This is a genomic window from Bradyrhizobium ottawaense (assembly GCF_900099825.1).
GTDB lineage: Bacteria > Pseudomonadota > Alphaproteobacteria > Rhizobiales > Xanthobacteraceae > Bradyrhizobium > Bradyrhizobium ottawaense_A.
On record NZ_LT629693.1, the window covers coordinates 5,244,092 to 5,265,245 of the forward strand.

At 59.8% G+C, this 21,154-nt stretch carries 21 protein-coding genes; 10 read left to right on the forward strand and 11 right to left on the reverse strand.

The features are described 5' to 3' along the window. The first annotated feature begins 174 nt into the window (after positions 1 to 174). Both BLR13_RS24480 and BLR13_RS24485 read left to right on the forward strand, forming a co-directional pair. Positions 175 to 1,149: a hypothetical protein gene (locus tag BLR13_RS24480; RefSeq protein ID WP_074818619.1), complete on the forward strand. Its 975-nt coding sequence runs from the start codon at positions 175 to 177 to the stop codon at positions 1,147 to 1,149. Between the two features lie 486 nt (positions 1,150 to 1,635). Then, positions 1,636 to 1,971: a GYD domain-containing protein gene (locus BLR13_RS24485; RefSeq protein ID WP_074818613.1), complete on the forward strand. Its 336-nt coding sequence runs from the start codon at positions 1,636 to 1,638 to the stop codon at positions 1,969 to 1,971. Positions 1,972 to 2,680: 709 nt separating this feature from the next. On the opposite strand, the gene BLR13_RS24490 is transcribed toward BLR13_RS24485, so the two are convergent. Next, positions 2,681 to 3,736, reverse strand: a complete 1,056-nt coding sequence (locus BLR13_RS24490; RefSeq protein WP_074817232.1) for an IS110 family transposase — start codon at positions 3,734 to 3,736, stop codon at positions 2,681 to 2,683. A 505-nt stretch (positions 3,737 to 4,241) separates the two neighbouring features. Here BLR13_RS24490 and BLR13_RS24495 point away from each other — a divergent pair. Further along, on the forward strand, positions 4,242 to 4,634 hold the full coding sequence (locus BLR13_RS24495) for a hypothetical protein (protein WP_074831154.1): 393 nt from the start codon (positions 4,242 to 4,244) through the stop codon (positions 4,632 to 4,634). 362 nt (positions 4,635 to 4,996) lie between these two features. Then, positions 4,997 to 6,217, forward strand: a complete 1,221-nt coding sequence (locus BLR13_RS24500) for a tetratricopeptide repeat protein (RefSeq protein WP_074818611.1) — start codon at positions 4,997 to 4,999, stop codon at positions 6,215 to 6,217. An 85-nt stretch (positions 6,218 to 6,302) separates the two neighbouring features. Here BLR13_RS24500 and BLR13_RS40350 read toward each other — a convergent pair whose 3' ends face one another. The 3 genes from BLR13_RS40350 to BLR13_RS24510 all read right to left on the reverse strand — a co-directional run bounded on the left by BLR13_RS40350 (position 6,303) and on the right by BLR13_RS24510 (position 7,582). Beyond that, positions 6,303 to 6,506: a hypothetical protein gene (locus BLR13_RS40350; protein WP_143039678.1), complete on the reverse strand. Its 204-nt coding sequence runs from the start codon at positions 6,504 to 6,506 to the stop codon at positions 6,303 to 6,305. A 217-nt stretch (positions 6,507 to 6,723) separates the two neighbouring features. Beyond that, the gene (locus tag BLR13_RS24505) at positions 6,724 to 7,041 is read right to left on the reverse strand and encodes a hypothetical protein (RefSeq protein WP_074818608.1); all 318 of its coding nucleotides are present in this window, start codon (positions 7,039 to 7,041) and stop codon (positions 6,724 to 6,726) included. A gap of 310 nt (positions 7,042 to 7,351) precedes the next feature. After that, complete coding sequence (locus tag BLR13_RS24510) at positions 7,352 to 7,582, reverse strand: hypothetical protein (protein WP_074818604.1); 231 nt, start codon at positions 7,580 to 7,582, stop codon at positions 7,352 to 7,354. Positions 7,583 to 8,011: 429 nt separating this feature from the next. Between BLR13_RS24510 and BLR13_RS24515 the strand changes: the two genes are divergently transcribed. From BLR13_RS24515 to BLR13_RS24530, 4 genes are all read left to right on the forward strand, one after another. After that, the gene (locus BLR13_RS24515; protein ID WP_074818602.1) at positions 8,012 to 8,689 is read left to right on the forward strand and encodes a response regulator transcription factor; all 678 of its coding nucleotides are present in this window, start codon (positions 8,012 to 8,014) and stop codon (positions 8,687 to 8,689) included. Between the two features lie 67 nt (positions 8,690 to 8,756). Then, on the forward strand, positions 8,757 to 10,121 hold the full coding sequence (locus BLR13_RS24520) for a sensor histidine kinase (protein ID WP_074818599.1): 1,365 nt from the start codon (positions 8,757 to 8,759) through the stop codon (positions 10,119 to 10,121). 343 nt (positions 10,122 to 10,464) lie between these two features. After that, positions 10,465 to 10,728 carry a hypothetical protein gene (locus tag BLR13_RS24525; RefSeq protein WP_074818593.1) on the forward strand — a complete coding sequence of 88 codons (264 nt, stop codon included), beginning with the start codon at positions 10,465 to 10,467 and terminating at the stop codon, positions 10,726 to 10,728. Between the two features lie 156 nt (positions 10,729 to 10,884). Next, positions 10,885 to 11,121, forward strand: a complete 237-nt coding sequence (locus BLR13_RS24530) for a hypothetical protein (protein ID WP_074818590.1) — start codon at positions 10,885 to 10,887, stop codon at positions 11,119 to 11,121. 91 nt (positions 11,122 to 11,212) lie between these two features. Here the strand turns inward: BLR13_RS24530 and BLR13_RS24535 are convergent, their stop codons facing one another. Both BLR13_RS24535 and BLR13_RS24540 read right to left on the reverse strand, forming a co-directional pair. After that, positions 11,213 to 12,091, reverse strand: coding sequence for a LysR family transcriptional regulator (locus tag BLR13_RS24535; RefSeq protein WP_074818587.1), 879 nt, complete (start codon positions 12,089 to 12,091; stop codon positions 11,213 to 11,215). A gap of 6 nt (positions 12,092 to 12,097) precedes the next feature. Continuing rightward, on the reverse strand, positions 12,098 to 13,183 hold the full coding sequence (locus BLR13_RS24540) for a YeiH family protein (protein ID WP_083387584.1): 1,086 nt from the start codon (positions 13,181 to 13,183) through the stop codon (positions 12,098 to 12,100). A gap of 205 nt (positions 13,184 to 13,388) precedes the next feature. On the opposite strand from BLR13_RS24540, the gene BLR13_RS24545 reads away from it, so the two are divergent. After that, positions 13,389 to 14,678 (forward strand): molybdopterin-dependent oxidoreductase, encoded by a 1,290-nt coding sequence (locus tag BLR13_RS24545; RefSeq protein WP_079585996.1) that lies wholly within the window; start codon positions 13,389 to 13,391, stop codon positions 14,676 to 14,678. A 9-nt stretch (positions 14,679 to 14,687) separates the two neighbouring features. Then, on the forward strand, positions 14,688 to 15,032 hold the full coding sequence (locus tag BLR13_RS24550; RefSeq protein WP_074818583.1) for a hypothetical protein: 345 nt from the start codon (positions 14,688 to 14,690) through the stop codon (positions 15,030 to 15,032). Between the two features lie 124 nt (positions 15,033 to 15,156). On the opposite strand, the gene hemA is transcribed toward BLR13_RS24550, so the two are convergent. The 5 genes from hemA to BLR13_RS24575 all read right to left on the reverse strand — a co-directional run bounded on the left by hemA (position 15,157) and on the right by BLR13_RS24575 (position 20,641). After that, the gene (gene hemA / locus BLR13_RS24555) at positions 15,157 to 16,419 is read right to left on the reverse strand and encodes a 5-aminolevulinate synthase (RefSeq protein ID WP_074818579.1); all 1,263 of its coding nucleotides are present in this window, start codon (positions 16,417 to 16,419) and stop codon (positions 15,157 to 15,159) included. Between the two features lie 164 nt (positions 16,420 to 16,583). Beyond that, the gene (locus BLR13_RS24560) at positions 16,584 to 18,059 is read right to left on the reverse strand and encodes a catalase (protein ID WP_074818576.1); all 1,476 of its coding nucleotides are present in this window, start codon (positions 18,057 to 18,059) and stop codon (positions 16,584 to 16,586) included. A gap of 43 nt (positions 18,060 to 18,102) precedes the next feature. Continuing rightward, entirely contained in the window at positions 18,103 to 19,104 is a 1,002-nt protein-coding gene (locus BLR13_RS24565; RefSeq protein WP_074818574.1) for an agmatinase, read from the reverse strand. Beyond that, positions 19,091 to 19,783 (reverse strand): winged helix-turn-helix domain-containing protein, encoded by a 693-nt coding sequence (locus tag BLR13_RS24570; RefSeq protein WP_074818571.1) that lies wholly within the window; start codon positions 19,781 to 19,783, stop codon positions 19,091 to 19,093. Before BLR13_RS24570 ends, BLR13_RS24565 begins: the two co-directional genes overlap by 14 nt. 216 nt (positions 19,784 to 19,999) lie before the next feature. Beyond that, entirely contained in the window at positions 20,000 to 20,641 is a 642-nt protein-coding gene (locus BLR13_RS24575; RefSeq protein ID WP_074818568.1) for a glutathione S-transferase family protein, read from the reverse strand. Between the last annotated feature and the right edge of the window lie 513 nt (positions 20,642 to 21,154).

The window sequence follows — 21,154 nt, forward strand, 5'->3', positions numbered from 1 at the left end:
AGCGGGCATGCTGTGAGATGCTTTGGTCACGCATAGCCGCGTAATCGCAAGGTGCAATCACTGGTGCCTCTTTCGTGGCTTGTCCTTTAACCAATTGATTAATCGTTTTGTTACGTGCGCACCATAGGTTGTGCAACCTAAAGCCGAGGTAACTCAAGCGACGGAGCGACGTCTTTGGTGCTGAATGCGCTAGTTTTCGGAATATTCCACGTTGCCATTCTCGTCATCGTCGGCGTCGTTCTATGGCGCGTTTTTCTTGCGTTGTGCCGCAAGTACGCCATCGGTCGAAACATCGGGATCGCTGTCGCTGTCCTCGGCAGCCTACTGTTGTCCGGTCTCGTGTTTAGAACAATGGTGCAATACACCCTCTTGGCGGTCGAGTTGCTGCGCCAGAGGCAGGAAGGTGACGCGAGCTTCCAGGCCCACCGCGAGGAATTTCGCGAGAAGGGGCTTTATCTCTCGCTGGAAGATTTAGAAAAATTGCAAGAGCTATGCCCGCCCGATCGGATCATCGAACTTAGGGTCGGAGCGAAATCATTCTACCTACCTTGGCGGTGGATCCGGGGGCAGCACACCTTGGCCAGGTCTGTCTGGGCGTCGACCAGCGGCGCCGCGTGCCCGGTTGATCCGGTGCAATCGGATCAGTTGTTCCTATTTCCGCCCGATCCCGAGATTGCCCGCGAGCGCGATCTAAATCTGTTCTTTATAAAGCTGAGACTGGACGAATGGAGCAGCGGCCACCCCCGCGTTCCTCTGAGCAATCCCGCCTCCCGCATCACCTACTCCGACGGCAGCTATTTGGAGGATGTGACCGACGCGTGGCGAGCGAGAAACAACAATCCTCTGTATGTCAAAGACGACTTTCGGGCGTACCTGTTGCAGCAGGCTGCCGCTGTCGACCGAACGCATGCCACGCCCATTGAGATGACCTGTACAACGCTCGATGCGAAAACAGAAACGCGATCCTGCTCTGCCCATTTTCAGTATGACGATTTGACTGCGGAATATACGTATTATCCCAAACGGAGCAGAAGAACGTCTCTAGACGAAATTCTTCATCTTCCCGACGGCCCTATCGAAACAGATGGCTTTTTGCCGTTCGACGCACGCGTCCGCAAGTGGATCGACGATATACAGAAAAAGCCGTGACGTAACGTTCGGTGTTGGCACGAACCGGACCTCCGGCGACGTCCGCAGTTCAGTCGCTATCGGGGGAAAAGCGGACGTGGCGCTGACGGCTCAATTCGGTAGCGAATGACCCAACCCGGACCTGCTGGCACGTCCGCTATTGCGCCGCGATTGTGAGACAAGCGGACATCGAACGCGCTCTGATCGCTGCGTCATGAAGCTGCGCAACCTTTGGTGGGTGCAGTGACCCGCACCGACCATGCCAAACCGTGCCAACGCTCCTCGGTCTCGCGCGGAAGAGCGGGCTATCTCTTCCTCACGATCGGCAAGTGATGTACTCTGCCTCGGAGCCGTCACCGAAACGTGCCGAAGTTTTGGAAATCAGCGGCGGCCAATGTAGCCCACGGCGGGCGTAGCAAACTCCTGATTTTTGACTATCGACAGTCTGCTCCGATCAGTTCGGAACGGAAAAGGCGATTATTGAAAACCCATTACAGGAGTATAGCCATGCATTTCTGTCTTACCGGACAATACACGCCACGAGCCGTCAAGAACCTTCTCGAAAATCCCACGCAGAATCGCGCTGAAGCGGCCAAGAAGTTGGTCGAAGCGGCGGGTGGGAAATTGGTTTCATTCTACGGCATGCCCGTGAAAGGACCCGGTGTCTTGACGATATTCGATGTGCCCGAGCCCGGCTCGGCGGCCGCGATAGCTGGCCTCGTCGTCGCAGCCGACACCCTGCAAAACGTCAAGCTGATGCGTCTGCTGACACAGGAGGAGGTGGTGGAGGTTCGGCAGAAGGCAAACAAGCTTAAGGCTGCTTATTCTCCTCCCGGCAACTGATCGATATTGCTGGAACGGCAGTCCCTCGAGTGGCTCTGCTGTTCGGAAACGGAAATGGGCCGCCCGATATCGCGGGCGGCCTTGCCCGTTTCCGGGGCGCAGACGCAAGCTCCTGCACGACAAGTCGGTGATACTCGCTAACATGCGCAACCTCGGCCGCACGCATGTGTTCGTCAGCTGCGCATGGGCTGCAACATGGTCGCGCTTGGTTCGCCTGTTCTCGATTTCGTTTTAGATGTTCGTCCCGCGTTCGTAGCCCCGCCGACGAAGTGATCGAATAGGCCCCATTTTGACGCGGCGCATGAGTCCGGAATGGCACGAAACAGACCTGCCGCCGTGGGTATGGGATGTCCGCTGTCGGACGACGAACGGACCTGACGTGGACGCAGCTCCAGGTCTCAGTTTGACCCATATGTATGGACCGGCCGTGCGTTGCAAGCCGAATGTGAACAAATGGAGGGGGCTGGTCTTGCGCATCTGTATCCGGCCCTTGCATGGAGCGTTTATGCTCCTGGCCATCATGGATATCCGCGCGCACCCGATCTCATTCTGAGAAAGGCCCTGAGAGGCCGCTTGGGTCACCAGATCACGGGTACGACGGCGAGACCGTTTCTCCATTTCCTCCATCCAACTCGCAGACCTCGGCAGGTATCAGTTACGTCAGGGATCAGCGTCGGACATCCCCTCGGCGAGTTCGAACATGTTGATCCTATGCGACCTTTGGCTCGACGCGCGCTTCGTAGCTGCGACCTTGTGCCAACACAGTCCAAGCGATCCGCGCCAGCTTATTGGCAAGTGCGGTTGCCAGGACGTTATGGTGTAAGCGTTGTGCTGCGGCGGTGAGCCATAACCCAAAGCTATGCTTCGCCCAGTTTGCTGGCCTGAGCAAAATAACGCGAGCACCCTGCATTAACATCGTACGTAGATAGCGATTGCCGCGCTTGCTGATGCGCCCGAGGATCGTCCGATCGCCGGTCGACATTTGCTTCGGTACCAAGCCGAGCCAGGCGGCAAAGTCACGGCCCTTGGCAAAGGCAGCACCATTGCCAATGGCCGCTACCATGGCGCTGGCGATGAGCGGGCCGATGCCCGGAGCGGTCATCAATTGGCGGCAACTCTCGCTGCTATTTGCCAAAACCTCGATCTCTTCGGTGATGTGCTGGATACGCTCATCAAGACGCCGCCAATCGCCGCTGAGATCTTCTATGATCCTGATCATGCGAGGTGACAGCACGTCGCCGCGTTTTGCCAGGATGTCTGGAAGCTGTTGGCGGAGGAAGCGAAGCCCCTGACGTACCGCAATGCCATGCTCCAGGAGAAAGCCGCGGATCTGATTGATCACAGCCGTTCGTTGGCCGACCAGGCGAGATCGCACCCGGTGCAGTGCTTGTAGATCAAGCTGATCGTCGGTCTTAACTGGAACGCAGCGTGTCGACGGCCGCTGCACAGCTTCCGCGATCGCGTGGGCGTCTCTGAAGTCGTTCTTGTGGCCTTGCCGGAACGGTTTGGCATAAGCTGGTGGTACCTGCCTTACGTCATGACCGAGCGCAATTAGCTCGCGAGCCACGTAGTGGGTCGCCATGCCAGCTTCGATTCCGATCAGGCACCGCGGCACATTGGCGAACCGGGCTGCGATCCGGCCGCGGGCGATCTTCTCCCGCAAAACGATTGCCCCCTTGTCGTCGAGGCCGATCAAATGCAGGGTGTTCTTGCCCGTATCGATGCCGATGGTGTGTGCGCCTGTAGCGGCTGTCTTATGGGACATAGCGATGTGCTCCTCGTGCTGCTAAGCCCCCCGCTCATTCTCTGAGCGGTTCGGGGCGGGAGCACGGCCGGTCCATCCCATTCTGAGACGTCGGTGATGGGTGGAGAACAGTCTCCCAATCGAGACCCACCATAGCCATATCGCCGCGCAGTCTCACATTCGTTCGCAACACAAACGCGGGAGCTGAGCAGAGCCCCACGGTCCACGCTGGCGGGTCTTTTCAGCCGTCACGCTTGCTTTGGACCCAATGCAGAAGACAGCATTGCGCCCCAACGTGATGGGGCTGGTGGGCATGACGAGCTGTGGTGTTGGAATGCTCAGCAACCAGGTCTGACATATGCGGAAGGTGCTATTGTGCAGTGCACAATTCCTTTGTTAAAAGCTGTGGAAAAGCGAGACAAATCCGTTGACGTTGCTAAACTCCATTTGTCGTAACAACTTATGGAGCGTTCGTATGAGTGTTAGTACAGAAGTCCTAACCCGTGCCCCATTTGAGTTGGATCAGTTGGAGCGCGAACTCAACAACATGGTGGGTCCACATCGGCCGCGCGGCACCGTTCGGCCGCTCTCACCGATGCCGGACTACGTCGAGCACCGGAACGGCGTCAACGAGGTTGGCAAGCTGTCGGCCGAGGCCGTGGTGCGCGAATACGAAGCGGCGGTGAACGAGATCGAGGCCCTGGGAACAGAACTGCAGGAAGCCGCCACGAAATGCGAGGCGATGGTGGCAGGCGTCCATAACGTGGTCGCCGAAATCAAGGAGTTCGCTGCAGGGTATCGCGACCAGGGCAAGCGTTACTTCCTGCAGATCGAGGCCGTTTCGTTGATGACAACAGAGGTTCGGAACACCTGCGAAACACTTAAGAAGAAGATCGCGGCCGAGACATTGACCAAGTGATATTTCGACTATGGCCGTATCTTGTGATCAGCGCACCCTTGGTTATTGCTGTGATCGTGGGGCTGATCTGATATCAGGTGAACGGTCGCGCCATTCCGGCGCGGCGAAACGTGGTTAGTTCTATTCAATACCCAAGTTGCTCGGCATCTTGCCCCCGCTTCGGCGGGGGTTTTTTGTGTCATGAGAGGGGCAATCACTGCGCGCGGCAAGGTAATCGAATGTCAGTTTCTGACCCCGTCTCGGACATCGGTTGCCGATGGCAGAAAGTCTGCCGTTGGGGCTAAATTCACGTGTGAGGTCGGAGCGCAAGGAGGAGGGGAAACAGCGTGGCAGCGCGCGGATCAGGTGGACCGCTCCTTTGCGTGGCTATCCTGCTTGCGATGCCGGCGCTCGCCGCCACGTCGGGCGACCGGGGCGAGTGCGCCGCCAGCGCCGACAAGCCCGACGTCGGCTTCGAGGCCTGCAGCCGCATTATCGGCGATGCAAGCGTGTCGGTGGCACAACGCGTTACGGCCTTCAAGAACCGGGGCCGCGGTTCCTTCAACAGCAAGAATTACGACCGCGCGATTGTCGACTACGGCGAGGCCATCAAGCTCAGCCCGAAAGACGCCTGGGCCTTTGCGCACCGCTGTGAGGCTTACGAGAGCAAAGGGGACCACGACGCGGCCGTTGCGGATTGCACCGAGGCGATCAGGATCGATCCGAAATATGGCTGGGCCTACAACAACCGTGGCGTCGCCTACTACGGTCTGCATGAATACGACGCAGCGCTGGCCGACCACGCCGAGGCGATCAGGGTCGACTCCGGGGATGCGTGGGCCTATGCCCGCCGCGGCATGGCGTGGACCGAAAAGGGTGAATTCGACCAGGCGGTCGCCGATCTCACCAAGGCGGTCACCATCGATCCGAAATACGCCTTTGGTTTTGGCCAAAGGGGACACGCGCTTTTCAGGAAGCGGTTGATCACGAAAAAAAGCGGATGGGAGCCTGCGATCGCGGACTACAGCGAGGCCATCAGGCTCGATCCAAATCTGCTCTGGCTGTATAGCTCGCGTGGCGTTGCCTACAGCAACAATCGCCAGTACGACCTCGCCGTTCCCGATTGCAGCGAGGTCATCAAGCGCGAACCAAAAAATGCCGCGGGGTACAATTGCCGCGGCGTCGCGTACGAAGGCTTGAAGGACTATGGCCGCGCGATCGCCGACTATGATCAGTCGATCGGGATCACTCCCAAGAACGGCGTGGCGTATTGGAATCGCGACAATGCGTATCTGGCGCTGCGCAGGGTCGATGACGCGATCCGGGACTATGACCAGGCGATCGCGATAAACCCCAAGGACTTCAACGCTTTCAACTCCCGCGGCAAAGCCTGGGTCGCAAAGGGTGACAGCAGCCGCGCGGTTACAGATTTCACGCAAGCGATCCAGTTCGGTCCATCTTATGTCGAGGCCTACAACAACCGCGGCCTCTCCTATGTCGTGCTGGGCCGCCGCGCCGAGGCGATCGCCGATTTCCACAAGGCGCAAGCGATCGACCCGGCCGACCCAACCAGCAAGCAACAGCTCCGCGTGCTCGGTTTCTGACCGCGTGCCGTTCAATTTCGATTGTCAGGAAGGATTCTTTGCCGGCAATCGCGCCGAAGCGCCCGTTGCCGGGCAGGGCGGCAGGCTAGGGGCGGTTTGCAACTTGGGCGATGATGGAATAGTGCCGCTGATTTGCCCGACGTGTCAAAATGTTTTTTGCGGGATGGCTCAGGGCAGGGATCGCCTTGCTACTTTGCATGGGGTTGTTTTCGAGATTTTGGTTGGGGATGGCGGCGTAGCTTCCCCATGGGGCCCGGCAGGACTGACCGCTTGCAAAGAAATCAAACACTTATCATTTCTTGAGACAATCGGAACTCTCGATCGTTCCCGATGTCTCGCATGCCCCTGATAAGAAGCCTGAAAGGCGCTCGATGAGATAGCGGAGGGCGTAGTCTTGCTGCAGGATCGCATGCGCTGAAAAAGACGAGCATGATGGCAGTTCGCGTTGGTTGCAGAGAGGTATCGGGCAGAGAAATCGGCTGTCCGCCTGGCGACGGCGGTGCACGTTACTGCGGCGCCTTGGCCTCTCTCTCGATTCTCACGTCTCTCTCCATTTGGAGGCACGTCAGAAACTCCACATAGCTGGCGCTGTCATCGATGCTGGTTTCTCTGATGCACTGGAGCTTGGCGCTGGGACTAAATTGTATCCATTCCGCATGAAGTTGGTCGCGTGCTTGCATCTCATCCTGCGCGCACCTTTGCTCCGTCTCTTTCGTGCCGCCTTCGACCCGGCACTCCCGCACGACGTCGAATTGCGGTACAGCGTCGGCGACAGCGATGGGGTGCAGGGAAGTCAGGATAATGATTGGCAGGTGGATCAGCATTTGTTGTTCTCCAGGGCTACATGATGTCATTCGGTCTGCCGCGCCAGCGGGCGAACATCTATGACGTGTGTTGAGACCAGCGTTGAACGTCTTGCCCAGGCTTGGTCCCTTGATCGTGCGTAAAGCTCCGGCGCTCCGAAGTGTTTGGTTCTCGAAAGGCATGATTAAGCGCGGGAGAAAGTCGGGCTGACAGGATTTCAATGCCAGCCCGACCTCGTCGAGGCGGTAAGCGCTCAGTCCGGACCGATATCGATCCGGACTTGTTGCTTGAGACCAGCGAATTGCTAGGCCGGTCCTCGATCCGGACGTATCAATTGACCGACGCGGGTTCGCAAGGGGCGCCGTTATCCCAGGGCTGTGTGGCAAATGCACCCACGGCCGGAGCAGGGATGCAGGCGCGCCCGTCAACGTCACGCGCGTCGGACGTAGTGGTCACATTGGCTTGGTGTCGCGCGGTTACATGGCTCTCGCGAGCCATGGCGGGCGTTGCGAGCGTGGCTGCGGTGATCAGTGCAGCCGACAGAAGTTTAAGCGTGGTCATTCGATTTCTCCATTGGATATGACAAGCCTGCACGTTTGGCTCGTCTGTGGAAATGGAGCGGCGATCAGCCATTCAAAGTAACAATTATTCACCCCGTTTCAACGCCGCGTGAGGGCGGTGCCAGGCAACGCCCCGAGCTGGGCCAATTTTAAAATGCTATTTAGTAGTGCGGATCATTCATGAGCCCTATTCTTGGTGAGCGGCCACCCCCGCGCTGCTCCCTGGGCGGTGGGCAGATGCCGCCGAGCGGACGGCGACGCTACGCCATTTGCCTCCCCGAAAGGCGGGCGGCGCTGTCCGGCTCTCTTCAGGAGAAACCCATGGTTGTTGCAGGTCATTGACATGGCGGTGGTCACGGGCAAGCGTGCAGACGTGGGGACAGGAACCTCAAGCCCGGCGGATGTTTTCGCCGGAGCCGGGAATCGATCGATGACAAAAGTGCTGCTGATCGAGGATGACAGCGAAACAGCTGAGGAAATTACAGCCGAGCTGGCCGATCGCGGTTTTGAGGTCGAATGGTCTGCCAACGGCATCGAAGGCCTCGACAAGGCACGATCATCGCAGCCCGATGCCATGATCGTCGATCGGCTGTTGCCCGGAATGGACGGGCTCACAGTCATCGAGGCGCTCCGCAAGGATGAGGTGCGTACCCCCGTGCTGGTGCTGAGTGCACTCGGCGCAGTGGATGATCGTGTACGCGGCTTGCGGATGGGTGGCGACGATTATCTTACCAAACCATTTGCGCTGGTTGAGCTTGTCGCCCGGGTAGAAGCGTTGTTGCGCCGGCCGGCAGAATCGCGCGAGACGACGCTGCGGGCAGGGCCGCTGGAGCTGGATCTGATCGAGCGCACGGCCAAACGCGGCGACCGCGTGATTGATCTCTTGCCGCGTGAGTTTCGCCTGCTCGAATACATGATGCAACGTCGCGATCAGCTGCTGACGCGAGCCATGCTTCTGGAGGAGGTCTGGAACTACAAATTCGTTCCGGCGACGAACCTGGTGGACGTACATATGGGGCGGCTGCGTCACAAGGTGGACGGACCGGGCGACGTTCCCATGATTCATAATGTTCGCGGTGCCGGCTTCATCCTTCGCACCGGACCATAGGGGCAGATGGCCGGGGGCGCCCGCGCCGCCACGGACATCAAATAGAAGGTCCACGCGACGAGATCCGATGCGTCAGGCGCAAATCATACGTTCGAATACCTTCCAGTGGGCGCTGACGGTGGCCGGCGTGTTCGCTATTTTCATCATCGTGCTATTCGGATTCATCTATTGGCAGACCGATCAATACCTGATCGCCCGGTCCGACCGAATGATCGCCAGGCAACTCAACGTTATCGCGGCTTTGCCGTCCGAACGGCAGCCGGACGCGATCGATGAACATTTAAGGCAGGATTCCCGTGGCGTTCAATATGCCGGACTGTTCGCCGCAGATGGCCGCAGGATAGCGGGCAATCTGGAGCAGTTCCCACCAGAGCTCAAGCCGAATGATTCCGTCCAGAGCCTCTCGGTTGTCCGGACGCTGCCCGCCGGTCGAGAGACCCACGTGATCCGGGCGATCGCCCGGCGAATGCCGAATGGCGATGCGCTGGCGATCGGACGAGAAGTCGACGAAACCAGGGAGATTTCCCACGTCGTCGGCCAGGCATTCGCGCTGGGTCTGTTGCCGGCGTTTTGCCTGTGCCTGCTGGCTGGTGCGTGGTTGAGCATGCGGGCTCAGGAGCGTGTCGAAGAGGTAAATCAGCGGGTTCAGCGCATTGTCGCCGGCGATCTAAGTGAGCGGCTTCCGCACCGTGACGTCGACGAGCCGTTTTCGAATCTTGCGGCCATCGTCAATGGCATGCTGGATGAAATGGAAACAATGATCCACGCGCTGGCCGGCGTCGGCAACGATATCGCCCATGATTTGCGAACGCCGCTGACGCGGGCGCGGCTCGCTCTGGAGCGCGGCCGCACCAACGCAACGACGCTGGAACAGCTCCAGGTGGTTGCGGACAAGGCAGTCGCGAATATTGATCATTCGCTGACAATCATCACGGCGCTGTTGCGCCTGGCCGAAATCGAGAACAGCCGGCGCTCAGCGGCCTTCGGTAACGTCCCATTGCAAGAAATGCTGCGTGAGGTCTGCGATATCTACGAACCCATCGCCGAGAACAAGAATATCAAGTTGCGGGTCGAGGCGGGACATCAGCTTAACGTCTGCGGCGACCGCGACCTCCTGCTCGAGGCGGTTGCCAATCTCGTCGACAATGCCATCAAGTTTACGCCTGAAGGCGGCAATGTGGATATCGAACTGTTGCGTGGCGATGGCGAAACCATCATGCGCGTAACCGATACCGGTGGCGGCATCAGCGAGCAGGAGCGTGAGGCCGTGTTGCGGCGTTTCTACCGTTCCGACAAGGTCCGAAGTACGCCGGGCGTGGGCCTGGGCCTCAATCTGGTGGCCGCGATCGTGAAGCTGCACGGCTTTCGTCTCGCGATCCATTCCGGCCCGGGTGGCCGGCTGGCGATCATTTGTCCCGACAGGCAAGATTGAAAGCGTGGCCCCTCGGATCGCCGAGCGGCGGACCAACAGAGGCCTTCCTGCTGCTGGAGGCAGGATCAGGATCCGGTAGCTGCTATCGGCCGACGCCTCGGCCTTGCCATTGCCATTGGCTCGTCTTCGCGAAGCGAGCTGCGATAGCGTTGTGCGGCGATGCCGGAAGGCGCGCATTCGTGGCCTTAACCTGACTCGATCGGGTTCCGAAAGGATGAAACCGATTTTAATGGAATCGACCATCCGTGCGCGTACATCGGGAATATCAGCATGCCGGATCGTCACCGGTCAGACGCGCGACTGAGTCACATTTGAAGCCGCGCTCAATTCGATGGAGTAATCCATGCGCTCGACCTTGCTCATCACACTGGCCCTCGGGACCGCGCTTGTGGCTTCGGGCGACGCCGCTGTTTTCGCCCAGTCAATCGCAGGGGCGACGACTGGAGTACCAACTGCGCCAATCGGGCACTTGCAGCCGCGGAGGCAGCAGTTCTCTTCGCGCTCTGCAGCGGAACAGGCCGAGCAGCAGAAGATGTCGCAGTTCGATGTCGAGCAGCAAAAGCTGGATGGGGAACTCGACAAGCGGTTGAACATCTGCCGGTGCTGAGGCTTACCGGAGACCGGACAAGATGGTGTCTCCGGTCTTTTCCGGCCGCCGGCCTGGCGACTTCCATGCCCCTAAAGAAAAGTTTAGTGGGACGGTCGAGAATATCGCTTATCTACACGTCAAGGGCGCACAACGATCTACATGAAGGACGCAATTATGAAACTCACGACAATCGCATTGGCAACGGCGTTCGCCCTCTCAGGGACGGCCGCCTTTGCAAACACAGTTCATCATAAAGCGGCCGTGAGGGCCGATCGCAATACCGTCGGCATGGTTCAGCTGCATCCGAACTATGGCAACCCGAACGGAAATCCGGACGGTCCGACCACGCTGAGCGGCACCGGAGACTCGTCGTTCGGCGGCTCCTCGCCTGGTACCAGCGGCTACAACTAAGAAAGCGCACTGCGCTTGCGTGGAGCTGAGTGCCCGCGCATGATTGCGGGACCGCCTTGTGAAGGTGAAGCTGCCGTCGGCGGCTTCGCCTTTACAACCCGATTGAAGCAAGCAGGGCTTTTTCTGCCTGACTCGCGTAACGTTCCTTGTGTCTGAGCGCGATGAATGAACGCTTCGGCAGATCAATCTTGACACGGTGAAGTGTCCCTGCAGCGATCGACTGCGCTACCACCAGATCCGAAATAGCTGTGGCACAGTCGCCGGATTCCACGGCAACGCGCACGGCTTCATTCGATGGCAGTTCAAGTCGGATATCGAGGTCCGACATCTTGACCTGAAATTTCCTGAGCACGGCCTCGAACATGGACCGGGTGCCGGATCCCGGCTCTCGCAAAATCCAGGATGTCTCGGTCAGAAGCCGTGGTGTGATGCGCGCCCTACCGACCCACCGATGGCTCGCTCCCACAACAATGGTCAATGAGTCGCCTTCCATTCTCCGAATGGCCAGCGAGGGCTCGTCGACTTCACCCTCAACGAAGCCGAGATCTGCATCTCCCTGGATGACAGCGTGAGCGACCTGCTTGGTGTTTGCGATCCTGACGCGCAGATCGATGCCGGGATATGTTCGCCGAAATGTCTCGATGCGTGGTGGCAGCCAGTAATTGGCGACGGTCTGGCTTGCTGCCAGAGTTAGCGAGCCACGCTTGAGGCCAGCCAGATCGTCCAAAATTTGCGCCGCGGCCTTGGCGCGTGCCACGACGGCGCGTGCCTCATCGAGGAAATCCCGGCCGATCTGGGTCAGCACAATACCGCGGCCGACACGGTCAAACAGCTTGATCCCGTACCGCCTCTCGAGCGCCGCGATAGCGGCGCTCGTTGCTGACTGCGTCAGGTTCAATTCGCCTGCGGCGCGCGTCACGTGCTGCTTTTCAGCGACCGCGATGAAAATGCGAAGCTGTTCCAAGGTCATGGCGTGTTACCCCGTCAGTGTGATCAGCGTGAGGCTGAAGGCCGCGATGAACAAGAAAGAAAATGCGCCGAGCAGAGCCGGCCGTAACCCTCTCGACGCCAGTTTGGCGATGTTGGTTTCCAGACCCATTGCGGCAAGTGCAATCGACAGCAGGAATGTGGTCGCGGCCACGATCGATGCCTTCGCTTCGGCGGGGATCGTCACCAGGCTGTTGACCCCGACCAGCACCACAAATCCGAGTACGAACCACGGCATCGGCGGACGAGCCGTTGTTTTGTCCGCCGCTGATTGCCGACGTGTCGCGCTGCGAGCGGTCATCAGTCCGATCGAAATGACCATCGGCGCCAGCAGCATGACCCGGGTCAGCTTGGCGATCGTTGCAAACTCGCCGGCCTTTTGTCCGTCCTGGAATGCCGCGGCGATAACCTGCGCAATCTCATGAATCGATGCGCCAGCCCATAGTCCGAATCCACGGGGGTCGAGATGCAGAAGGCCCGGAAGAAGCGGATAGACGAACATTGCGGCCGAGCCGAAGACGGTGACGCAGGCGACCGAATAGGCGACGTCTTCGTCATCGGCATTTGTGACGGTATTGGTGGCAATGACGGCCGACGCGCCGCAGATCGACGTGCCGGCCGCGATGAGTTGTGCCAATTTCGGCTCGACCCCGAGCAGTTTCCCGATCCAGACGGTAAAGGCGAAGGTGGCGAGTACGGTTGCAGCGATGATGCCGAGACCGCGGTCGCCGAGCTCGATGACCTGGCTCGAGGTCAATTGAAGCCCGAGCAGGATGATGGCGATACGAAGCAACCGGCGGAGACTGAATGTCACGCCCTGTTTTGCCCAGGCCGCCGTGCCGACGATGTTGTGGTATGCGATTCCGATAACCATCGACAGGATCAGGGGGCTGAAGTTTGTCATCCCTGGCAGCATTCTGATGCCAAATGATGCGCCCGCCACGATCGATGTGAGGCAGAGGCCAGGTAAAAGTTCGCGAGCGCGCCGGCCGGACCATTGGGTCAAGAAGATGAGACGGGCGCTGCTCCTGTCATTCACAGGTTCGGGGGAGTTGCTGGCTGAGATAAGGGGCATGAGTTGGCTCCATTGGCTTCTTCTCCCAATGTCGCGTCGCTAGTTCGATCAATCCAACAGATAATAATTGTCTGATCAATAGATTTATAAGATTGATTACCAAGGGGTCATCCATAAATTTTGTCGATCGGAACCACACAAACAACGAGTTGGATAGCTGAATAGGAGACCGCTACGTTGGCCATGAAAGGCAAGGAGATCGATCATGACCAATGCCGCATTACCAAGCCCGAAGCGCGCATTCGAAGAACGCCTGACCCACTCGAGTGGAATTCTTGGGCGCCCGTCGTCCCGGCGTTGGTTTCTCGGCCAGATCGGATTGGCCGGATTGTCTCTCGCCGCCACGCCGGCCTGGTCGGAACAGACGGTCAAGTTACCGCTGGCGGGCGATCCGCGGGACCGGCCGATTAGCAACGACTTTCCGCAGAAGCGTAACGTGATACTGCAGCGTACCCGGCCACCGCTACTGGAAACCCCGCTTGAAGCATTCGATCGGGGCGTGTTCACGCCGAACGAACAGTTTTATGTGCGTTGGCACTGGGCGGTGATCCCGAATGCGGTTGACGTCGGAACGTTCCGACTTTCGGTGCGCGGTCATGTCAACCAGGTCCTTTCGCTATCTTTGAACGATCTTGTTCGCGGGCTGCCACGAGTCGAACTGGTTGCCGTCAATCAATGCTCCGGGAATTCGCGCGGCGATTTCCTGCCAAGGGTGCCGGGGGCGCAATGGGCTCACGGCGCGATGGGTAACGCCAGATGGACGGGAGTGCGGCTCAGGGACGTCCTCGACCGCGCCGGCATCAAGTCCGGCGCCATCCAGGTTCGTTTCAACGGACTCGACGAGCCAGTGGTACCCGATGCGCCGGACTTCATGAAATCGCTGGAGATCGACCATGCCCGCGACGGTGAAGTGATGATCGCATTCGCGATGAATGGTGAGCAGCTGCCGTTGCTTAATGGCTTTCCGCTGCGGCTTGTCGTACCCGGCTGGTATTCGACTTATTGGGTCAAGATGCTCAGCGACATCGAAGTGCTGGACAAGCCGGACAACAATTACTGGATGACCCAAGCCTATACGATCCCGGACACGCCGTACGCCAACATCGCGCCCGGGCAGACCGGCGTGAAGATGGTGCCGATAAGCCGCATGGTCCCGCGCTCCTTCATTACCAACATCACCCCGGGAGCTTTGTTACCCGCGGGAGCACCGACCGTGGTGCGGGGCATCGCATTTGGCGGCGATACCGGTGTTGCCAAAGTCGAATTCTCGTCAGACGCCGGAAAGTCCTGGCAGCCGACGAAGCTCGGAACGGATTATGGCAAATACAGCTTTCGCCAGTGGGAAACGAGCTTTGCACCTGTCGGCATGGGCAACCATTCGATCATGGTTCGATGCACCAATACTGCGAACGTGGCCCAACCCGATACCGCGAACTGGAACAATAGCGGGTTCATGCGCAATGTCGTTGAAGCCATACCGGTCGCAGCGATCTAGGAGGGGCAGATGTCGAAGCATATCCTGGTATTGGCTTTCCTGACCGCGGTGGCATTGGCGCCAACGCCGGCATGGGTTCAGGACCTGACCGCGCTCAAATCGGTGAATGCGGATCTGCCAGCGGGAGATCAACAGCTCCCTGGCGGCTCCGAGGCCGATGCCATCAACAACAACTGCCTCGCCTGCCATTCCGCCGACATGGTGCTGAACCAGCCGGCGCTTCCGAAGGCGACCTGGGAGACCGAGGTTCATAAGATGATCAATATCTACAAAGCGCCAATCGACGACGCCGATGTCGGATCGATCGTCGCATATCTCGCGAAAACGAAAGGCCTCGACGCCGACGGGCGATGATCCTAACGCAGGAAATTTCAAGCAGATGGCGCGGAAGACTCGTCCTGCGCGACATGAAAAGAATGCCGAGTGCCATGAGGCCAAAAAAGAGATCGAAATGGATTCGCGCAACGGCGCGGCGAGGCTAGCCGCCGGCCGCGAGCATCTGTGCGCGCCGCTCGACGTATCGGTAATCTCTTCCGAGCGGGAGATCGAGCCCCTGCCAGACCGAAACCAAGGCATCAGCCAACTGTTGGATCAGCCGGACGTCGTGCGCAGGGGTGGGGGTAATCCGCAATCGCTCGGTGCCTCGGGCGACCGTCGGATAATTGATCGGCTGGATATAGATCCCGTGCCGCTCAAGCAGAAGATCGCTCGCCTGCTTGCATAGCGCGGGATCCCCGACCATGACCGGCACGATATGGGTCTCCGTCGCCAGCACCGGCAGGCCGGCGCCCCGCAGGGCAGCCTTGGTCGCCGCCACGGCAGCGCGCTGGCCCATGCGCTCCACGTCCGATACCTTGAGATGGGCAATCGAGGCTATCGCAGCTGCTGCAACCGCGGGCGGCAGAGCGGTTGTGAAGATAAATCCGGGAGCATGGGATCGGACCGCGTCCACGACAGCGCTGCTGCCGGCGATGTAACCGCCGAGCGTACCGAAGGCTTTTGCAAGCGTTCCCTCGATCACATCGATCCGCGCCATGACCCCATCGCGCTCGGCGATGCCGGCGCCGCGCGGCCCGTACATGCCAACGGCGTGCACCTCGTCGAGATAGGTCATCGCGTTATAGCGCTGCGCGAGATCGCAGATCGCCTTGAGTGGAGCAACGTCGCCGTCCATCGAATAGACGCTCTCGAACACGATCAGCTTCGGGCGGCCGGGCGCCGCGCGCGAGAGCAATTCCTCCAGGTGCTCAAGATCGTTGTGGCGCCAGATCTGCCGGGCACAGCCAGCGGCACGCACGCCTTCGATCATCGAATTGTGGTTGAGTGCGTCTGACAGGATCAGGCAGTCCGGAAGCAGCCTCGCGATCGTCGCGATACCTGTGTGGTTGGAAACATAGCCGGACGTGAAAACGAGTGCGGCTTCCTTGTTATGCAGGTCGGCGAGCTCGGCCTCCAGCTGGACCAGCGCCCGATTTGTACCCGAAATGTTGCGCGTTCCGCCTGCGCCGGCACCCATCGTGCGGGCGGCGGTGCACATTGCTTCGATCACCTTCGGGTGTTGGCCCATGCCGAGATAGTCGTTCGAGCACCAGACAACGACATTCCGCGCGCCGCCTGGGCTGTTCCAGAGCGCATGAGGGAACTGTCCCGCTTTGCGCTCCAGGTCGGCGAAGGTGCGATAGCGGCGCTCGCGTTTCAGCGCAGCAATGGCGGATTGAAAGCTTTCATTATAGTCGAACATTCCAGGGTATCCTTTGCCGATCGAATTCGTCTTTCACGTCACGCTGACAGGCGAGGTGTTCTGTCTGTTCGAGATAGACAGCTCGGCGCGACCAGGTGTCGCCCGGGCGCGATAGATTGATTGGAGCGGCCGGCAGCGCGGGCGAGCGTTGCCGGCCAGCGGGCCTATCCGGCGGCGATCATCTGCGGCCGGAAATCGATGCCCAGCGCCTTGGCGACGCCCGCGCCGTAGGCCGGATCGGCCTTGGCACAGTTGGCGATATGACGTTCCTGAATGTGCTTCGCGGCGCCGCCGACCTGACGGGCCGTATTGTCAAACAGCATTTGCTGCTGCGCAGGCGTCATCTTGCGGAAGAGATCGCCCGGCTGCTGCCAATGATCGTCGTCGACACGATGGTCCCAGTGCGCGGCCGCTCCTTCTGTCTCGAGTGGCGGCTCGTTGAGCTGCGGCTGATCGATCCACTCGCCCCGGCTATTGGGGAAGTAGGTCGGCGTTCCACCGAGATTGCCATCGGTGCGCATCGCGCCATCACGATGATAGCTGTGAAACGGGCATTTCGGCGCATTGACGGGAATGTGGTGGTGATTGACGCCCAGGCGATACCGTTGCGCATCCCCATAGGAGAACAGGCGCGCCTGCAGCATCTTGTCGGGCGAATAGCCGATGCCCGGCACGATATTGGCAGGCGAGAACGCCGCCTGTTCGACCTCGGCGAAGACGTTTTCGGGATTTCGGTGCAGCTCAAAAAATCCGACCTCGATCAGCGGGAAGTCGCCCTTCGGCCAGACCTTCGTCAGGTCGAAGGGATTGAATGGGAAAGCCTTCGCCTGGGCGTCCGTCATCACCTGGATGAAGAGCGTCCAGCGCGGGAAATCCCCGGCCTCGATGCTCCCGTAAAGATCCCGCTGATGGCTCTCGCGATCCTTGCCGACCAGGGCCTCGGCTTCCGCGTCCGTCAGGTTCTGAATGCCCTGCTGACTGCGGAAGTGGAACTTGACCCAGATGCGCTCGTTTGCGGCGTTGAGGAAACTATAGGCATGGCTGCCGAAGCCGTGCATGTGGCGGAAGCTCTTCGGGATGCCGCGTTCGCTCATGACGATCGTGACCTGATGCAGGGCTTCCGGCAGCAGCGTCCAGAAGTCCCAGTTGTTGTCGGCGCTGCGCATACCGGTTCGCGGATCACGCTTGATGGCGTGGTTGAGGTCCGGAAACCGCAACGGATCGCGGAAGAAAAACACCGGCGTGTTGTTGCCGACAACGTCCCAGTTGCCCTCCTCAGTATAGAACTTGAGCGCGAAGCCGCGGATATCGCGCTCGGCGTCGGCGGCGCCGCGCTCGCCCGCGACGGTAGAGAAGCGGGCGAACATCGGGGTCTGCTTGCCGATCTTGGAGAAGATCTTCGCCTTGGTGTAGCGGGTGATATCGTGCGTGACGGTAAAGGTGCCGTGGGCGCCGGAGCCCTTGGCGTGCATGCGGCGTTCCGGAATCACTTCGCGCGCGAAATGGGCCAGCTTCTCGATCAGCCAGACGTCCTGCAGCAGCGCCGGCCCTCGCGGCCCGGCGGTCTGAATGTTGAGATTGTCCGTGACGGGGGTGCCCGACGCATGGGCCAGCGGCGGGCGTTTGGTTTCACTGCTCATTGAGTTGCTCCTTAGCTGTGTGTTGAACGGGTTGGAGAAATGATCACGCGGCGGCCCGGGGCTGCCTGCCGCGTCGCTTGGTGCGTTCGTGAAAAATGGACCCGATGAAGTCGAGGCTGGTTCGCGCGGCCAACAGCGCGGTGATCCCGGAAGGATCGTAAGGCGGCGAAACCTCGACAAAATCAGCGCCGACAACCTCAAACCGCCTGGCGACCTCGCGGAGAATGTCCTTGCCTTCGTAGTAGCTGAAGCCGCCATGGCTGATCGTGGCCGTGCCCGGTGCGATCGACGGATCGAAGCTGTCGATGTCGATCGAGACATAGACGCGTTCGCCGTCGGGAATGTGCGCGAGAGACGCGGCGACGCCCTGGGCGCGGAGCTTACGCAAGGGAACGACGTGCGTGCCATACGCCTTTGCGGCTTCCCAATCCTTCCGGCTCACGGCCGCCATGTTGTGCGGTCCAAGCGTAGTGATGCCCTTCACATGCCGCATCTCGGATGCCCGTCGCATCGGGCTGCCGTGGCCCCACGTGATGCCGTTGCGCTCGTCGATGAAATCGAAATGCGCATCCAGATGGACAATGTGGATCGGTTTCTCGTTCGAGAAGGCGGCGACCGTCGCCATCGTGATCGCGTGGTCACCGCCCAGGATATAAGGCATGGTTCTGGCATCGAGCAGGGCGCGCACGGCTTGCTCGGCGTTGGCCAGGCTGCGCTTGGTGTCGGCGTAGATCACATCGCTGTCGCCGGCATCGACGATCTTCACTTCGGCAGCAGTCAGATAGGTGACTTCGTCCTCGAAATCGAACACGCCCTCCTGCCCGAAGCTGTGAAACATCGAAACCTCGCGGATCGCACGCGGGCCGAATCGCGTGCCGACGCGATAGCTCGATGCTGTGTCGATCGGGATCCCGAGGATGGCGACGTCGGCTCCGTCGAGCTTGTCCCAATCGGGGCATGCCGGTTGGCGGGCGAAGGTTGCCAGACCGACGAAGGGCAAATCCATCCGGTCGGGTGTGTTGCGGCTGGTGTTATCGGCGGTCATGGCGACCCCTTTCCAAGAACCCGGGCGACCTGCCGTCGACGGCCGGATGGGCTGATCGTTCGGCATCATTCGGCGGTGCGCTGCCCGACAGCGGAGCGGTGCTTAGAACGAAGCCGACGCCCCGCACGTTGCGGATCATGGGGGCTTCATTCGTCCCGTCGACCTTGCGACGCACTCGGCCCATGTGAACATCGACAAGATTCGTTTCGGGGACGAATCTATAATTCCAGACCTCTTTCAGGAGGATCTCCCGCGTCAGCAATTTGTTGCTCCGCTGCATCATGTATTTGAGCAAATGAAATTCTCTCGGTCGCAGATCGATCTTGCGGTCGCCACGCTTCGCAGTCCGATCCATGAGATCAAGCTCCAGCGATCCCACGCGCAGCACTGTCTCGTTCAACAGTGCCTGCATCCGGACCAAAGGTTCTCCGCTCGATATCAATTCAACCGTCGCGAGCGGCTGCTTGCAGGTATCCTCCTCTCGGAGGGACGTTCCACGCATCCGATCAACCATCCTCTCGAGCGTGCTCGACAGCAGCGAATGAATGTCGGCGCCATTGGAGACGAGGCGGGAGCGCACTTCGGCGGATACCTCGTTGAGGCGGAAACGAACCAGAATCGGCAAGCCGTCGATATCCGCCAGAAGCTCCGTTGCTTCATCCTGCAACGTCGGCGGCATTGGCGTGCTCCGAACGGAGCTTCGATGCTGCCCAGGTATGGATGGCGTCAGCAGATGTATTGAGGCTGATCGCGGCTCCGCAGTCTTCGAACCGGCGCCGATGAATGCCGAATTCATCCGGTCGGCTCTGGTGCGGCTGGTCCTATGAGCTATCATGGCAGTGTCCTTTGCACCGACCGTGCGGATTCGCCTCCGGTGGCCGGATTGGTGGATCGTTCAGCAGATTTCGTCGGCGATTCCTTCCTGCTCGTAGGCGCGGCGGACCGAGTGGAGGCCCGTCATCCTGTCGAGCAGCTTTGAGATGTTGGGACGCGCACGCGGCGGCTGAGCCATCGGGCGCGCCCAGCGCGAAAGCATGACCAGGTAGAAATCGACGGCGCTGAGGTGTTTGCCGAGAAAAAACGGGCCGTTGGCCTTGAGATGATCTTCGACAACGTCGAGAAACCGACTGGCGCGCGTCTCGGCACCGTGCCTGACGATGTCGGTCGCGGAAGCATCCTCGCCGGTCAGGCGATCCGGATACTGCCAGATCATCAGCTCCTCCTGCAGCGAGTTCGTCAGGAAGGTCAGCCACTGGTAGAACGTCGCGCGCTCAGGCGTTCCAAGCCGAGGGGCCAGCCCTGCCTCCGCATGCCGATCGACGAGATGGAGCACGATAGCGGCGGCCTCGGACATGATCAGATCGCCGTCAACCAGAGTGGGGATACGTCCGTTCGGATTGATCTTGAGATATTCCCCGGACTTCTGGGCGTTCTTGGCTCGATCGACGAGAACGAGGTCATATGGAACTCCGATCTCCTCGAGCAGCATGTGCGGCGCGGCGTTGGCATTCGCCGGGAAATAGTGCAGCTGATACATCGAAATACTCTGGGCCGTTGTTTCACTACACCAGCAAATAAATCGATGTCGGGTTGGCCACAACGGCCGATATCCGACGATTCCGGCCAAAGGCCCGGCTTATCTGGCCGCGAAGGGTTCATGATGCTCTCGCCTGATTTTCGAGAAGCAGGACGGCGCTTTTGCAGTGCTCCGCGTAGCAATCGTGATCGCAGTAGATGAGGTGCGTCCCGGCCTCTCGCAGATAGCGCGGGCCGATAGGCGCTTCGCACATCACGCAGAAGGATTGCCGAAAGGGCGTCCTGCCATTTACGAGGATGTATCTCATGAGGTGTTTCCCGATGCGAAGCAGAGCAACGCCTTGAACTGGTGATGGACGCTGGGTGGAGGCGCGCGATGCGCGCCGTAGCTGTTGTCAGGCGGCAGCTGGAAATCGACGCAACCATCTGCGGTCGTCGTCCTGACGAGTCTTGAAGCGGTCGGCACACTTCCTCGAACAAATTGCGGTTCGCCAGCAGTAGTAACGGATGAGGC